The sequence below is a fragment of the Fodinibius salicampi genome (assembly GCF_039545095.1).
GTDB lineage: Bacteria > Bacteroidota > Rhodothermia > Balneolales > Balneolaceae > Fodinibius > Fodinibius salicampi.
The window spans coordinates 41,598-56,381 of sequence record NZ_BAABRS010000004.1 but is presented as its reverse complement, the minus strand read 5'-3'; the positions used below and the strand labels follow the sequence as shown (position 1 = coordinate 56,381).

The 14,784-nt window shown below is 43.3% G+C and carries 12 protein-coding genes; 4 read left to right on the top strand and 8 right to left on the bottom strand.

The features are described from left to right. Positions 1-7 precede the first annotated feature (7 nt). Both ABEB05_RS13805 and ABEB05_RS13800 read left to right on the top strand, forming a co-directional pair. Positions 8-706, top strand: a complete 699-nt coding sequence (locus tag ABEB05_RS13805) for a TetR/AcrR family transcriptional regulator (RefSeq protein WP_265791354.1) — start codon at positions 8-10, stop codon at positions 704-706. Between the two features lie 3 nt (positions 707-709). Then, positions 710-2,041, top strand: coding sequence for an ABC1 kinase family protein (locus ABEB05_RS13800; RefSeq protein ID WP_265791355.1), 1,332 nt, complete (start codon positions 710-712; stop codon positions 2,039-2,041). A 159-nt stretch (positions 2,042-2,200) separates the two neighbouring features. On the opposite strand, the gene ABEB05_RS13795 is transcribed toward ABEB05_RS13800, so the two are convergent. Beyond that, positions 2,201-2,653 carry a BrxA/BrxB family bacilliredoxin gene (locus ABEB05_RS13795; RefSeq protein ID WP_265791357.1) on the bottom strand — a complete coding sequence of 151 codons (453 nt, stop codon included), beginning with the start codon at positions 2,651-2,653 and terminating at the stop codon, positions 2,201-2,203. A 135-nt stretch (positions 2,654-2,788) separates the two neighbouring features. After that, positions 2,789-3,397: a superoxide dismutase gene (locus ABEB05_RS13790; RefSeq protein WP_265791359.1), complete on the bottom strand. Its 609-nt coding sequence runs from the start codon at positions 3,395-3,397 to the stop codon at positions 2,789-2,791. Between the two features lie 243 nt (positions 3,398-3,640). Between ABEB05_RS13790 and sthA the strand changes: the two genes are divergently transcribed. Next, positions 3,641-5,095, top strand: a complete 1,455-nt coding sequence (gene sthA, locus ABEB05_RS13785; protein ID WP_265791361.1) for a Si-specific NAD(P)(+) transhydrogenase — start codon at positions 3,641-3,643, stop codon at positions 5,093-5,095. A 5-nt stretch (positions 5,096-5,100) separates the two neighbouring features. On the opposite strand, the gene ABEB05_RS13780 is transcribed toward sthA, so the two are convergent. Together ABEB05_RS13780 and aspS are read right to left on the bottom strand one after the other, a co-directional pair. Beyond that, complete coding sequence (locus tag ABEB05_RS13780) at positions 5,101-5,811, bottom strand: DUF429 domain-containing protein (RefSeq protein WP_265791362.1); 711 nt, start codon at positions 5,809-5,811, stop codon at positions 5,101-5,103. 30 nt (positions 5,812-5,841) lie between these two features. After that, a complete protein-coding gene (gene aspS, locus ABEB05_RS13775; protein WP_265791364.1) occupies positions 5,842-7,629 on the bottom strand; it encodes an aspartate--tRNA ligase in 1,788 nt (595 codons plus the stop codon). 205 nt (positions 7,630-7,834) lie between these two features. Here aspS and ABEB05_RS13770 point away from each other — a divergent pair, with 205 nt between their 5' ends. After that, entirely contained in the window at positions 7,835-8,485 is a 651-nt protein-coding gene (locus ABEB05_RS13770; protein ID WP_265791365.1) for a response regulator transcription factor, read from the top strand. A 645-nt stretch (positions 8,486-9,130) separates the two neighbouring features. On the opposite strand, the gene ABEB05_RS13765 is transcribed toward ABEB05_RS13770, so the two are convergent. The 4 genes from ABEB05_RS13765 to ABEB05_RS13750 form a co-directional block, all read right to left on the bottom strand. Further along, positions 9,131-10,474 carry an AGE family epimerase/isomerase gene (locus tag ABEB05_RS13765; RefSeq protein ID WP_265791367.1) on the bottom strand — a complete coding sequence of 448 codons (1,344 nt, stop codon included), beginning with the start codon at positions 10,472-10,474 and terminating at the stop codon, positions 9,131-9,133. 126 nt (positions 10,475-10,600) lie between these two features. Beyond that, the gene (locus ABEB05_RS13760) at positions 10,601-11,998 is read right to left on the bottom strand and encodes a mandelate racemase/muconate lactonizing enzyme family protein (protein WP_265791368.1); all 1,398 of its coding nucleotides are present in this window, start codon (positions 11,996-11,998) and stop codon (positions 10,601-10,603) included. Between the two features lie 46 nt (positions 11,999-12,044). After that, positions 12,045-13,193 (bottom strand): bile acid:sodium symporter family protein, encoded by a 1,149-nt coding sequence (locus ABEB05_RS13755; protein WP_265791370.1) that lies wholly within the window; start codon positions 13,191-13,193, stop codon positions 12,045-12,047. Positions 13,194-13,328: 135 nt separating this feature from the next. Continuing rightward, complete coding sequence (locus ABEB05_RS13750) at positions 13,329-14,756, bottom strand: mandelate racemase/muconate lactonizing enzyme family protein (protein WP_265791372.1); 1,428 nt, start codon at positions 14,754-14,756, stop codon at positions 13,329-13,331. Between the last annotated feature and the right edge of the window lie 28 nt (positions 14,757-14,784).

Here is a 14,784-nt window from a genome sequence, read left to right as displayed (position 1 = left end):
ATTTATTATGACTACCATAAATTCTGAAACCGTTGAAATAAAGTTTGCGATTGCTGAGGCTGCGGCCGATCTATATGTAGAAGGCGACAACCACTTTAACATAAAAGATGCTGCACAGAAGGTGGGTATTACACCCGCTGAGGTATTCAACTACTTTCCCAACAAGCAGGCGATTCTACAGTTTTACTATACGACTATTGTATTCCGTTATCGCCTGATGATTGATGAAATTGAACACTTTGATTCCTATACCATTGGGGAAAAACTATCAAACTTTGCATATACTACCTTCGACATACTGGATGAAAAAGAGGCCTTCGTTGAGCGTACATTTAAATCACTGATTCTATGTTCCTACGCAAAGACAGATTTTGAAAAAGAAGTAGAAACCCTCATGGTAGATTTCTTAGAAGATGACAACAATCTATCTGTCAGTTCTACAACTATTTTAAACCACTATTTTTACGCTTTTCTTCGCCGGCAATATCTTGAGCTGATACGTTTTCGGCTCTCCGACACCAGCGAAGGACACGAACTGACCATGCAACTCACTGATAAGCTTACGAACTTTCTGCAAGAGCTTTTATATAACAGGGTTCTCGACCAGGGATTTGAACTCGGTAAATTTATCTATACCAACAAAGAAACATTTATACAGCAGATTCCGGGTGTTCGTGAACTCCTATCCAAAATTGAAATACGATAATTTATGAGTAACGACTTTCCATCTTCAAAATTTGAAAGAGGCAAAATATTTGCCAAGACAGGCCTAAAAGTAGGCACAAACTATGCGAAACGATATTTAAAAAAATCAGTAGGAAAAAAAGAAACCGAAGAAGAGGGACGTCAGTTCCATTCCGAAAATGCCCGGCAGGTTTTTAATGAATTTTCTAAGCTCCGGGGCACTGCTTTAAAAATCGCCCAATCACTCAGTATGGATGAAGGGATCCTCCCTAATGAGTTTTCCGAAGTGATGAGTGAAGCTCAATACAGCGTGCCCCCTATAAATAAAGCGCTGGCTCGCTCTATCATAAAAAAAGAACTCGGGGGCTATCCCGAAAAACTGTTTCACAACTTTGACCCCGAAGCTATTGCCGCAGCATCAATCGGACAAGTACACGCGGCCGAATTAAAAAACGGACAAAAAGTAGCGATCAAGATCCAGTATCCAAACGTACGGAATACCATCCATTCCGACCTGGCAATGGCTAAATCGCTAATGAATCGACTTACAAAGCGGGGTGCAAACCTGGATGACTACTTTGAGGAGGTAGAATCCACATTGATGGAAGAGACAGACTACCTGCAAGAGGGCCAATATATTGAATACTTTTACGACCGTTTTGCCGGTGAACAGGTAATTACTCCCCAGTGGATTAAAGACTATTCCTCTCCAAAAGTGCTGACCATGACCTATATAGAGGGGCGTCACCTGAAAGAATTTCTGGCTACCGATCCCTCTCAGGAAAAACGAAACCATTTTGGACAGTTACTTTGGGATTTTTTCCATAACCAGGTAGAACAACGAAATTTTATCCACGCCGATACGCATCCGGGAAATTTCTTTTTCCGGGATGACAACCGCCTGGGCGTCATCGATTTCGGATGTGTTAAGAAATTTGATGAAGAGTTTACTCAAAACTATATGCAGCTTTTGCCCGTCCTCATCAATGGGGACGAGCAAGATATCCGACAGCTATACAAACGATTGGACATCATCAAGGAGAATCCCGACAACCCCAAGAAGGAGGAACAGTTCTTCCAGTTCTGCAAAAATTATGGCCATACCTTTGCCATGCCCTACCTGGATGATGAATTTGATTTCGGAGATCCCTCCTTTCAACAGCGGATAAACCGTTATGCCAAAGAAATGCCCATCATGAATGAGCCCCGCGGTGATAAAAATTTTATCTACAGCACCAAAGTCCATATCGGACTTTATAACATTCTGACTAAGCTAAAAGCCCAGGTAGATACTCGTCGCAGTAAGGAAATAACGCAGCGGGTACTCGGGGAAATGCAGCAAGAACCCACTAATTAGGATACGGACGGCGAAAATTTACATAGTTGTCCTGTTTTGCTACGCTCCAGTTTTATAAAATTACTAGACTCGATAACTTAAAAAGGCCGATGATTTTTCATCGGCCTTTAATATTAAAAATAAGTCTGTATTGTAAGAAGAAAAGTCGGTCTTACTTACTTATTCAGAAACCTCTTCTTCCCCTTCAAATGCTTCAAATACCATCTTTAGGTCATCAGCGATCTCCACTTTTGTTCGACCTTCAATACGATGGCGCGGAATCATTGCTTTAATTTCTCCGTCCTTAAAATAGGCAAATGCCGGTGAAGATGGAGGATATTCACTAAAGTATTCACGGGCTCTAGCCGTTGCCTCCTTATCCTGCCCTGCAAATACCGTAACTTTATGATCCGGCTTGGCATCCGATTCATTTAGCGCTATTTCAACTGCTGGACGTGCATTACCTGCTGCACAGCCACAAACCGAGTTTATGACCATTAACATTGTGCCTTCCTTATACTCGTCCATCGCACGGTCAACATCATCAACGGTCTTCAGTTCTTCAATTCCCAAATCCGTAAGTTCTTCACGCATCCATGAAACATCGGGGCCTGTTCCTAATCCAAATTGCATAATAGAGTTTTTGTTTATTTCAGCTTTTATGTAAGTATAAAATATAATGCTATTATGAAGTATTAAAGAAGAAAAGCGTTCCGTCGTAAACGAAACGCCTTCTCCTTTAATGATCTTCTTCGAATCCACCTTTAATTAGGTAGCATCCGCATAATATTCATTTACCTGGTCCCAATTAACCAGATTCCAGAAACTTTCCACGTAATCACCACGCTTATTCTGGTAGTGCAGGTAGTATGCATGTTCCCAAACATCAAGTCCTAAGATCGGGGTTAATCCGTTCATATAGGGGCTATTTTGGTTAGCAGTGGATAGTACTTCAAGACTACCGTCAGATTTCACGCACAGCCAACCCCAACCAGAACCAAACTGTCCGGTTGCTGCATTACTGAATTCTTCTTTGAAATCAGCGAAGCTTCCAAACTCTTCGTCAATAGCATCAGCTATATCTCCGGTAGCTTCACCACCGCCATTTGGGGAAAGAATCGTCCAAAAGAGCTTATGGTTAGCATATCCACCACCATTATTAATGACTGACTGGCGAATATCTTCAGGCACTTCATTAATTCGTTGGAGGACACTCTCAATTGGAAGATCAGCAAACTTATGCCCATCCAGTGCTGCATTCACCTTATTGGTATATCCCTGGTGATGTTTCGTGTGGTGAATTTTCATAGTACGCTCATCAATATGTGGTTCAAGCGCATCATAGTCGTATGGTAAATCCGGTAATTCGTAAGCCATAATTATTATGGTTTTAAATTTTTAAATTAAAAATAATGTGACGACAAAAAATAATAACTGTAAACAGATTAAAATATTAAATTTAGCATTTAATCTGTACAGTTTTCAATCAAAAGTAACGGCTTTTTCGTTCCAATTTTAAATGTTTTTAAAACAACCATTAAAAATGGAGAATTCCTTCGCAAATTCCTCTATTTTACTTTTCTTGTCACAAAGCATTATTTAGGATAATAAAACATTATTATGAGTCGAGATTACAATGTTATAATTATTGGCAGCGGGCCGGCTGGTTTTTCGTGTGCCATGCAAAGTTCGAAGTTTGATCAGCAGGTTCTAGTGGTTGAATCCCACGAAGAACATTTGGGCGGGACCTGGATTAATACTGGAACGGTACCAAGTAAATCGCTTCGTGAAGCTGCTAAAACCATTTTGGAATTTAATGAACAGTTTGGGGATGACGAAGCAAAAAAACCTTACGAGCGCTTTAAAATGGCTGATTTGCTGCAATACAAGCAACAAATATTAGAAAAAGAAAATCAGAAGGTTAAAAATGATCTCATTAAAAACAATGTGGATGTAGCTCGCGGAATGGGCCGGCTAAAAGATGAGCATACTGTTGATGTCGTTACGCATTATGGGACGACCGAAACCTACACCGCTGATTATATTCTTCTGTGCACGGGCAGCACCCCTTCCCAGCCAGAGACTTTTTCCATTGACCATGATAAAATACTGGATTACAAATCGATCCTCGACCTCACCCACATACCGCGCCGATTAGCTGTAGTAGGTTCCAGCGTTAATGCTTTTGAGTATGCCACGATTTTTGCTTCCCTTGGAACCCGGGTAACATTGCTTTGCGAGCGAACAGATTATCTCTCCTTTCTGGATGAAGAAATTAAAGAACACCTGCAAAAATCTCTTAATAAAAAGGGTATTACGGTTAAAGATAACATCTCCGTACAGGAAGTAGAATTTAATCCCCTGTTAAATAATACAGAAGTAAAATACAGGGCCAATAACGGAGATGACAGGCTTCAGGTTCTTGAAACCGAACATGTGCTATATATAGGAAGTCGCCAACCCAATGTTCATGATATTGGACTGGAAGATGTTGGGGTTGCTACAGATGAAAAAAACTTTGTGGCTGTAAATGAAACATTTAAAACGAATATTGACAGTATTTATGCTGCCGGGGATATTGTAGGTTTTCCAAGACTGGCTTCAGCTTCTTTTTCACAAGGACGACTGGCCGCCTGCAATATGTTTGGCATACCTACCCTGGAAGTACCGGAGCAAATCCCCTATGGGATCTATTCTATTCCAGAGATTTCCAATATTGGTCTCTCAGAACAGCAAGCAAAGGAAAAAGGCTTTGATGTTACCGTGGGACGCGCTTACTTTAAAAATATTGCAAAAAGCAATATGACCAACCACGATGAAGGCTTGCTCAAACTAGTGTTTGATACTAACTCTCTGAAACTATTGGGGGTTCATATTCTGGGTGATGAGGCGGCCAATCTCATCCATCTGGGACAGTCCGTAATCGCCTTTGACGGAGATGTACGTTACTTTATCCAGCAGGTAATGAACTACCCGACGTTAAGCGAGGCATACCGAATTGCAGCTTTTAATGGAGTGAACCGAGTCTATAAGACCGGTACCAAGTATCACAGTCTTCTCAAAGAAGAAGATTAAAAGAATCAGACATAATGAATAGCCATTGGTAGATCGGTTTCATCAGTAGGGGGATCTTCCGGCAGCGTTTTAATATCTTCTTCGATCGAATAGCCTGCATACAGGGCCAATACCATGGCATCTACAATATCATCTTCGTCAACCTGATTGCGCCGGTACTCTTCCTTGATATCCCGGAAAAAATCATCGGCAAACTTACTTTTTTCCTTCAAAAGACCTAACCGATGCCGTAATCCTTTTTTAGTAGCTTTTTTCTGAAGAATGCTATTACCGCCATTTAATTTTTGGAAGAGGAGTTCCGGATGACTCTCAAATATCTTTTCACGCAATTCCTCCTTTTCCTGCAAAAACCGGTCAATAGTCTTAATGTTAGGCGTAATATTCCAAGCCTGGATGGTTACCTTTTTACCGGTTATCTCGTAACTCGTCATAGAAGCCTCGGCATAGGTGGGAGCATGCAGTGCCGGACGAATAGGTGGACTAAAGACGCTGGATTGATAGTCCGGCCCCAACACTTCCCTCAATTGACGATCACATTCCCGCTCATAGGATTCTCTGGTGAGGCCTATCGGCACATCAATAAAAATACGATCGTACTCTACCAGAAACTCTTCGAGCTGCTTATCTGATTCCACCAACCAATAACCTGCATGTTCCTCATCCAGTGAAATAGCAATCCATCCCGCTCTACAGCCGTCAATACCTAAGGTTTTCAATATAACTATACTTTAAAATTTAGTTTTCACTTACTTTTCTTCCGGACCTACCCCACGTTTCAGGCGAATATGCAGCTCATCCAGCTGCTCCTGGTCAACATAATCAGGGCTGTTATCCATGGTACTTTGGGCTTTCTGATTTTTTGGAAAGGCAATTACATCCCTGAGACTGTTTCCTCCGGCCAGAATCATAATAATACGATCAACGCCCAGTGCAATGCCGCCATGGGGGGGAGCTCCATATTTAAAGGCATCCAGCAGAAAACCAAATCGCTCCTGGGCCTCTTCTGCTCCAATTCCCAATAATTCAAACATCCGTTTCTGTAATTCTCGATCGTGGATACGAATAGAACCACCACCAATTTCATAACCGTTAAGCACTAAATCATACGCCCTAGAGCGTACCTCGGTAGGATCATCATCCAGCTTGCCAAGATCTTCTTGCTTAGGCGAAGTAAAAGGATGATGCAGAGCATGATACCGCTGGTCCTCGCGACTCCATTCAACAAGCGGAAAATCCGTTACCCACAAAAAATTAAAAGCATCTTCATCAATAAGGTTATGTTCTTTTCCCATCATGAGCCGCAATTTACTCATTTGCGTATAAACATCGGGGGCGGGACCCGCTAAAATTAACACCAAGTCCCCCATCTCCGCCTCGGCCTTCTGCACCATTGCATCAACAGTCTCCTCTTTAAGGAACTTTTCGACACTGCACTTAACGCCATCCTCCTCATTCAACTTAATATAAATAAGCCCCCCGGCTCCCGTTTCTTCTTTTACACGTTCTGTAAGGCGATCAATGGCGCCGCGCCCCATCTCACCCTGTCCGGGTACGGTAATACCCAATACCGCTCCGCCTTCCTGTACCGTATTGGAAAATATATTAAACTCTGAATCCTTAACCAGCTCCGAAAAGTCTGCAAATTCCAGTCCAAAACGTGTATCCGGCTTGTCTGTGCCGTACGTTTTCATCGCTTCCTTATACGTCATGCGCTCAAAAGGAGGGGCAACATCCCGTCCAATCGTTTCCTTCATCAGCTTTGTCATCATCTGCTCAGTCGATTCCATAATGTCTTCCTCATTGACGAAAGACATTTCCACATCAATCTGGGTAAATTCTGGCTGGCGATCTGCCCGGAGATCCTCATCGCGAAAACACTTTACAATTTGGAAATAGCGATCAAAGCCTGAAACCATCAATAACTGCTTATAGGTCTGGGGACTCTGGGGAAGCGCAAAGAATTTCCCGGCATTGACCCGGCTGGGCACCAGGTAATCACGTGCGCCTTCGGGAGTGCTTTTCATCAATACGGGGGTCTCCACCTCCACAAAATTGTGTTGGTGATAATATGATCGAACTGTCTGATAAAAATCAGAGCGGAGAATCATATTTTGCTGAATATCGGGCCGCCGTAAATCCAGGTAACGGTATTTTAGCCTTATCTCTTCCCCGGTTTCAATATCTTCCTTTATCTCAAAAGGAGTGGTTTCCGCCTTTGAATAAATTTCTAATTCCTTAACGATAATTTCGATATCTCCCGTATCAAGATCGGGATTAACATTTTCGTCATCCCGCTTATCAACCACACCTTTAATACCAATAACATATTCAGTGCGCAGCTGCTCAGCCTTTTCGTGGAGCTTCTTATCCACTTCATTAAATACAATTTGTGTGATGCCATATCGATCCCGCAGATCAATAAATATTACACCTCCCAAATCGCGACGGGTATCAACCCATCCATTTAAAACAACTTCTTCGCCGGTATTTTCAATTCCCAATTCTCCACAGTTGTGGGTTCGTCTCCACGCCATAAGTAAAACTCTACCTTTTGCTAAATTTATGATCTCATTAAGAAGCTTGGAAAATAAGTATTATGAAGACCAATCGCTTACTGATCTTCAAATTTCACAATATTAGAATAATTTCATCTTTTAACGCTTCTCTTACTGCACCAGTTTAGTTACTTTATTAAATAAATAATGTTCAAGTTGGTATCATCTAAAGCGAGAGTTCTCCATGGCTCCAATTTCTATCCTTATTGCGGAAGATCACGAGATCGTCCGTTTTGGCATAAGTACTTATCTATCTTCCGCTGAAGATATTACCGTTGTGGGGGAAGCATCCACCGGTGAAGAATGTCTTAAGTTGTTCGAGCAAACCCAGCCCGATGTATGCTTGCTTGATATTGGCATGCCTGACAAAGATGGCATTGAAACGGCCGGCATTATTCGCAGCCTTGATCCGGATGTCAAAATACTGATCCTCTCCATGCATATCGACCGCCAAAAACTGGCTGATGTCCTTGAGGCCGGGGTTGATGGATATCTTCTTAAAGACACCGATAAATCGGATATACTGCACGGCATACGCGCTATAATGAGGGGCCAGCGCGTATTTAGTCCACCGATCTCTGACATGATTACTGAATCATTTTTAAATAAGGAGGAAATTTCCCCGCCCAAAGTAGAAACCGACCTAACAAAGCGTGAGCGGGAAATCCTTGAGCTTATCGTCCAGGGAATGACCAGCAAAGAGATTGCAAAAGAGCTTTACATTAGTCCCCGCACCGTTGATACTCATCGATCGAACCTTATGGAGAAGCTGGAATTAAAAAATATCGCTGATTTAGTTCGCTTTGCTCTTAAGAATAAACTGGTTTCAGCATGAGTATAAGCTATCTACGTAATTATACGTATCAAAAATACTTATTTATAGCTATTGACTGCTATATACCTGACAATTACATTAGAAGTACAAATGGGGTAATAGCCGTCTGTAGATGATATATAGCAGCCACTCTGTGAAAGGATGGCTGCTATTTTTTTTATCCTTCCCTTTTACCATTTTTTCTATCATTCAGATCTTCCAGGAGCTACTTAACTTACCCTAACATAATTGTTTGAAAAGAGGCTTTAAAGGAAGGATGAAAACTTATCGCGCAAAGTCTTCAATGCCCTGCATATTTGTGTATCCACGGTATTAACGGATATATCCAATTGTTTGACAGTCTCTTTACCTCTGTTCTCTCAAACAACCAGGTTAGGTGGAGTAGGCAGATCTTAATCTGCATAAATCATCATTACGGTAAGTACAGCCAATTTCCAGCTAATCTATCTTTTCTTTATTTATTTGTTCCAGTGAAAAAACTGCTGCTTTTGGAATCCACCTTATACGCTTCCCAGTCATTGCGTTCCTGCGCAGACTGGCAGCCAACGAAAACAACAATCATTAAAATGCAGCTCCAATACCGCCCCAAAAACATACACTTACAATAATTTATCTGTATACCATCCATTTCCTACCGGATATTCCCTAATGCTGATTCATTTCCCTGAGAAGATCTCTGGATCTGAGCAGAGATCTCACTGTATGATAATTCCCTTTCCATATGGAAGCTTTTGTTGATTCTGCCGCCTCCGGATCTTCATCAATGCCACTTCTGTACCATCCGCCATGTTCCGAATCAAGCATATACTGTTTAATATATTCCCATTGCCTTGTAAACCGATCAAAGTAATTCCGAGGATCATCGGGGAAATACCGGGCCATAATGAGCAAAGAGTGCAAGGCCTCGGCCTGCGACCACCACTCTTTTGATGTCTGGGTTACCGTTAGTGAATCGTCTCCCTGAAAATAGTAGCCGTAATCGTATATCCCGCCGTCCTCTTCGTCCCATCCGTGATCAATGGTATGATCGACCATCTTCTTGGCAAGCGACAGCGTTGAATCGACACTAAAGTCCAGAGAATGTGCGGCTTCCAGAAGCAGAAAGGCTGTTTCGATATCGTGTCCAAAAGTAATATGGTCTACATCCAGGTTTTCTTTCTGTACCTCTCTGGAAGAGTCTTGGTAAACAATGGGCAACCAATCCTCCGCAAAGTAAAGGTTCATATATCCTTTATCGGTCACAATTGTGTCCCGCACAATCCGGAACATTTCATGGAGCCGCTCCCGAACCAAACTGTCCGGCCATACCTGGTGCAGTTCCGCCAACGCTTCTAACATATGAATGCTGCTGTTATAATCCTTGGGGAAGGAGGAATCAATGGGCTGACCCTTGCGGTTGAGATCATTAAAATACCCGCCGTGTTTGGTATCATATGCTCCCTCTTCCAACCATTGGAAAGCTTCCTGCGCTAAATGCAATGCTTCTTCATTTTTCGAGAGCTGATTATAGGAAGCGAGTCCATAAATGGCGAAAGCATTGCCGTAAAGTTGCTTCCGGATACTTCCATCTTCTTCTGTTATGACTTCTCCCTCACGGCTGACCATCTCATAAAACCCTCCATGCTCCCGATCCCACATCACATCCTTAAGAAATTGATAGCCGTGCTTGCCATACTTTTCCATTCCCGAGTGGTTTTTATCCGTTTTCGCAATTTTGGAACTGGCCCAAACATGTCGCGCCTGTGTAACAATAAATTTATCCTGCGGGCCCTCGGGCTGCCAATCGTTGGTAAAGCGACTCAGGAAACCGCCATACTCCTCATCAACTGTTCGGGGATACCATAGCTGATACTGATCAGTCAGCACACTATCAATCTCTGCCGCAATATTTGCATACTGAACGTCATCACTTGCCTCCTCTTCTGTCTCTTGGCTCTGGCAGCTGGCTACCAATATTGTGACCAGTACCAAGTTTAATCCAGTTAACATAATTCTCCTCCATTGATCTCTTACCATAAATATCCCTTAAAATCTGAATTTTTTATTTAGAGGCTCTAGCCAAATCGACTATCTGAAATAACTCAGATACCCAGTCTGTTCTATTGTATTTGAAACTTAACTCCACAAACGATCCCATGATTGTGATTCGTCCCATTCCGGGGTGGGTTCAAAAAATCCGATTTCAGGATCCATGTGTTCTTTAACCACCTCTTCGTTTAGTTCAACACCTATACCCGGTTTTTCAGGAACGGGAACGTATCCATCCTGCACAATCGGCTTTTCTATGCCTGTTACCAAGTCATCATACCAAGGGGTATCCACAAAGTGATGCTCCAGCCAGAGAAAATTTTCGGTAGCAGCAGCGGCATGAACGGCTCCAAAAAATGAGACCGGTGAGGATGCATGATGCAGCTGCATCGGGATACCATGCTGCTGAGCATAGTCTCCTATTTTCTTGGTCTCTAATAATCCTCCGCAACCAACGGGATCTGGATGAATGACATTAACCGCCTGCTTATCAATGAGCTCTTTAAAACCCCCATTGAGCATATAAATATCTTCGCCGGTCTGAGTAGGAGTCGTTGTTGATTCGGTTATTTTCCGCCATTGGTCGGTGTAGGTCCATGGAATAAGATCTTCCATATAGGCCAAGTTATAAGGCTCGGCGGCGCGTGCCAGTTTTATAGCTTCATTTACTCCAAAATGTCCCCAATGATCTGTACCCATAGGGATTTCATAACCAATTTTTGAGCGCATGACATCAATGTATTCCATCAGTTTATCTATCCCCTTCTCAGTTACCTGAACCCGGGTAAAGGGATGTTCGGTGTTTGCATAACTCCCGGGTATGCTGTTCCATCCGCTTAGTCCACCCGGCTGGTTCTTCCAGAATTCCGCATTGACGAGTGCACCTTCTACATCTTCAATCAGGTTAATTCCTATATCCATTTTCAGAGAAGTGTAACCTGCATCAACCCGTTCCTGCATGCGACGGGCGTACTCCTGGGGATCCTGGGACATGGTCGTATCGCAGTAGATACGAACTTTATCCCGATATTTGCCACCCAGTAACTGATATACCGGTACGCCGTAAGCTTTTCCGGCCAGATCCCACAGTGCTGTTTCTACGCCCGAAACCCCACCACCCTGACGACCGTGGTGACCAAATTGGCTGATCAACTTAAATAGCTTCTCAACATTGCAAGGATTTTCACCCAAGATCCGACTTTTAAGCATCAGGGCATAGCGATAGTCTCCAATATCCCGCACATCTCCGTGTCCGACTATATCCTGATTCGTATAAATTCTTATAATGGGCGTTCTAAGTACACGGGTTACCCGGAGATCCGTAATTTTCAGATCAGAAGGACTGGAATTTCGTTTTACGTTTTGCGTCGCGTATGCTACCTGATCTCCTATGAATGGCATCGACATCCCAGCCATACTTAGCCCCCCTATCCCCATATTTTTGAGAAAGTTTCTACGGCTATTTCCTTTCTTTTTATCCTTCATAATATCGATACTCTCTGAATTAAATTCTTAGCTACCAAATCACCGGCTAGCTATTTATTTCATTTGCCTGCTGCTGGATGCCGGCTGCACTAACATTGGCCTTTTCCGTATCTTCTTCTTTTAGTGCCTTACGGCGCCACCAGTTAGCCAGTGTGGAACCCGAAACATTCATCCACGGACCAAAGACAGCCGGAGCCAGACCTACGGTCGCTATCTTACCCATTTCTGCAGCGAGTCCCGAAGCCATACCCCCATTTTGCATTCCAACCTCAAAGGCAATAGTCCGACAGGATTTTTCATCCATACCCATTAACCTGGCACCCCAATAGCCAAATAAATAACCGGCAGCATTGTGTATGATTGCCGCTAATACCAGCAACATGCCTATGGCGACCAGTGAATCACGGCCTGCAGCGGTAATGACCGTAATAATCACCGCAATACCGACCATTGAAACCACCGGCATAATATCGTCCAGCCATTTGGCTTTACCGTGCAAGAAATGATTAAACAACAATCCTACTACAATGGGCAGGATAATCATATTTAAAATGCTGAGCATCATCCCAAAAGCATCAATTGGCACAAACTGACCAGCCAGTAACTGCATAAGGAAAGGAGTCATAAACGGGGAAACCATCGTTGCCACGGCTGTTAGAGTAATCGACAGGGCCAGATCGGCCTCCGCTATAAAGGCCATTACGTTAGAAGCTACCCCACCAGGACACGAGCCAATAAGTACAACACCGGCGGCAATTTCAGCCGGAAAATTAAACGCCAATGCCAGGCTAATACCTACTATGGGCATGATGGAAAATTGACAAACCAGTCCCACCAGTACACCGCGTGGCTTCTTTAAGACCCCAGCAAAATCTTGCAGGCTCAGCTGGGTACCCATGCCAAACATAATGAGCTGAATAAGCGGTACGATGAGCTGACTGGTATCAAAACCGCCGACCTCCACAATAAGTCCCGGATAAAACATGGCAAAAGTAACAGATGCAAAAATCCATATGGAGAAGGCAAAGGACTTAAATAAGGTATCCGTTCCCCGAACCCCCAGTGCCAGAGACACAAACATGAATACCATAAGCGGCCCTATCGCTCCGGCACCATAACCCAACAGATACAACAATAATAATGAGATAAAGCAGCCGAGACTTAGATACAGAAGTACTTTATATATATTCTTCATCAATACGTGAGTTTATATCTTTAATTTTTTATGCAGATTATTAAGGATTGAGTCCCGATGGACCGATATAATTTTTACCGTTTATCCGATCTCATAGCTCATTTTAAAAAACACGGATCAAATATCTGGTTAAGGTTAACTCCATAGCCTATCCCACGACCGGGCTTCGTTCCATTCCGGAGTAGGTTCAAAGAATCCTGATTCATCGGTCAGATTCTCTTTAATAGCTTCCATATTAAGCTCGAAACCCAGTCCCGGTTTTTCCGGTACCGGTACATAACCTTCATCAAACACAACGGTATCATCCGATATAAGGCTGTACCAGTTGTCGTTTTCAACAGAGTGATGCTCGAGGGCTACAAAATTCTGAGTAGCCGCTGCTGCATGGACCGAAGCAAAGAATCCGATAGGAGATCCCGCATAATGCAGATACATTGCCAATCCGCCCTGTTCGGCGTAATCCCCAATACGCTTTGTTTCTAATATTCCGCCAGCTGATCCCAGATCAGGATGAACCATATTTACAGCCTGTTTGTCGATTATTTCCTTAAATCCTCCTTCAAGGCCAAAAATATCTTCGCCGGTCATAGTTGGAGTAGTAGTTGAATTCGTAATTTCCTTCCATTTATCAATCCACTGCCAGGCAATCGTATCTTCCAGATAAGCCAGCGTATAGGGTTCCAGACGGCGGGCCAGCTTGATGGCTTCATCCACATCAAAATGACCGGTATGATCGATCCCCAGAGGAATTTCATAGCCAATGGTATCGCGCATTACCTTGACGTACTCCTCAAGGGCATCAAGTCCTTTTTCCGTAATCTGAACACGCGTGAATGGATGATCAATTTGGCCGTATTCTCCGGGCGTGCCAGAATACTGACTTTGAAGATCGCGACTACCTACCGGTGCATGGGCATGCGTATTGGTTAATGTTCCGGGAATATCAGCCACTAAGCCAATACCGATGTCCATCTTTAAAGCGGTATATCCTTTATCCACACGCGTTTTTTGCATCCGTTTAGCAAAAATATGGGGATCATCCGCCCCTGCTGTATCGGCATAAAGACGCACCCGATCACGATATTTTCCGCCCAATAGCTGGTATACCGGTACGCCATAGGCTTTTCCTGTGAGGTCCCACAGAGCTGTTTCTACTCCGGAAACCCCGCCCCCCTGGCGTCCATGATGGCCAAATTGACGGATAATTTTAAATATCTTTTCAACATTACAGGGATTTTTGCCTAATATTCTGCTTTTTAACATCAACGCATAGCGAGGATCACCAGCATCCCGCACTTCACCGAATCCCGATATTCCCTGGTTGGTATCGATGCGAATGATGGGAGTTCGAAAAGGAATACCATCAATCTCGGCAATACGCATATCCGTAATCTCCAAATCTGAGGGAGCCGAGTTCCGGTTAACCCTGGAAGTCGCATGTTCAATCTGGTTTCGATAAGGAGCCATCAGCAGGGAACCAAGTCCAAGCCCTCCCATTCCGGCCTTCTTTAAAAAGTCACGTCGATCAGTTCCTTTTTTATCTGATTTATTATTTTTTTTCATAATCCTATATCTCTATATCCCCTTATGG

Coding starts and splice junctions, on each gene's coding strand:
- ABEB05_RS13760 (WP_265791368.1), bottom strand. CDS start 11,998: ATGAAGGATAAAAAGAAAGGAAATAGCCGTAGAAACTTTCTCAAAAAT.
- ABEB05_RS13805 (WP_265791354.1), top strand. CDS start 8: ATGACTACCATAAATTCTGAAACCGTTGAAATAAAGTTTGCGATTGCT.
- ABEB05_RS13770 (WP_265791365.1), top strand. CDS start 7,835: ATGGCTCCAATTTCTATCCTTATTGCGGAAGATCACGAGATCGTCCGT.
- ABEB05_RS13765 (WP_265791367.1), bottom strand. CDS start 10,474: ATGTTAACTGGATTAAACTTGGTACTGGTCACAATATTGGTAGCCAGC.
- ABEB05_RS13750 (WP_265791372.1), bottom strand. CDS start 14,756: ATGAAAAAAAATAATAAATCAGATAAAAAAGGAACTGATCGACGTGAC.
- aspS (WP_265791364.1), bottom strand. CDS start 7,629: ATGGCGTGGAGACGAACCCACAACTGTGGAGAATTGGGAATTGAAAAT.
- ABEB05_RS13800 (WP_265791355.1), top strand. CDS start 710: ATGAGTAACGACTTTCCATCTTCAAAATTTGAAAGAGGCAAAATATTT.
- ABEB05_RS13795 (WP_265791357.1), bottom strand. CDS start 2,653: ATGCAATTTGGATTAGGAACAGGCCCCGATGTTTCATGGATGCGTGAA.
- ABEB05_RS13790 (WP_265791359.1), bottom strand. CDS start 3,397: ATGGCTTACGAATTACCGGATTTACCATACGACTATGATGCGCTTGAA.
- sthA (WP_265791361.1), top strand. CDS start 3,641: ATGAGTCGAGATTACAATGTTATAATTATTGGCAGCGGGCCGGCTGGT.
- ABEB05_RS13755 (WP_265791370.1), bottom strand. CDS start 13,193: ATGAAGAATATATATAAAGTACTTCTGTATCTAAGTCTCGGCTGCTTT.